The 604-nt window shown below is 46.2% G+C and carries 2 tRNA genes and 1 rRNA gene; all 3 read right to left on the bottom strand.

Annotation, left to right across the window (positions count from 1 at the left end):
* Positions 1 to 170 precede the first annotated feature (170 nt).
* Positions 171 to 246, bottom strand: a tRNA-Ala gene (locus TCA2_RS26005).
* Between the two features lie 25 nt (positions 247 to 271).
* A tRNA-Ile gene (locus tag TCA2_RS26000) sits at positions 272 to 348 on the bottom strand.
* A gap of 35 nt (positions 349 to 383) precedes the next feature.
* Positions 384 to 500: ribosomal RNA gene (gene rrf / locus TCA2_RS25995) — 5S ribosomal RNA — on the bottom strand.
* Positions 501 to 604 lie beyond the last annotated feature (104 nt).

Here is a 604-nt window from a genome sequence, read left to right as displayed (position 1 = left end):
TTCCTTACTTCACTTGTTGAACACAAGTTCAGGTAAGAAGGATATTTCTAAATCGCAAAATTGTTTCGTTTATCTAGTTTTCAAAGAGCAACTTTGTTGCTAACATAAAATTCTCAGTCCATCACAAATGTGCGGATGAAATTTTATGACCATACTTTAGAATAATCTTATGGTGGAGCCAAGCGGGATCGAACCGCTGACCTCCTGCTTGCAAGGCAGGCGCTCTCCCAGCTGAGCTATGGCCCCATAGTAAAAGTATTATGAAGTTAAATGGTGGGCCCTAGTGGACTCGAACCACCGACCTCACCCTTATCAGGGGTGCGCTCTAACCAGCTGAGCTAAGGGCCCATGAATCTTGCTTATGCAAAACCCGAAAGGGCTGCGCTTGGCAACGTCCTACTCTCCCAGGACCCTGCGGTCCAAGTACCATCGGCGCTGGAGGGCTTAACGGTCGTGTTCGGGATGGGTACGTGTGGAACCCCTCCGCTATCGCCACCAAACGCATGATTGATGCCAATCAATCATATATTGTATTAAATTGAAAGAGACTTGCTCTCTCAAAACCAAACAACGAGTGAGTGTTACTTTGCTATTGCAAAGTGAT

The organism is Paenibacillus sp. TCA20 (assembly GCF_000732325.1).
Lineage (GTDB): Bacteria > Bacillota > Bacilli > Paenibacillales > Paenibacillaceae > Paenibacillus > Paenibacillus urinalis.
The sequence above is the reverse complement of the archived record's forward strand: the minus strand, read 5'-3'. Positions and strand labels throughout refer to the sequence as shown.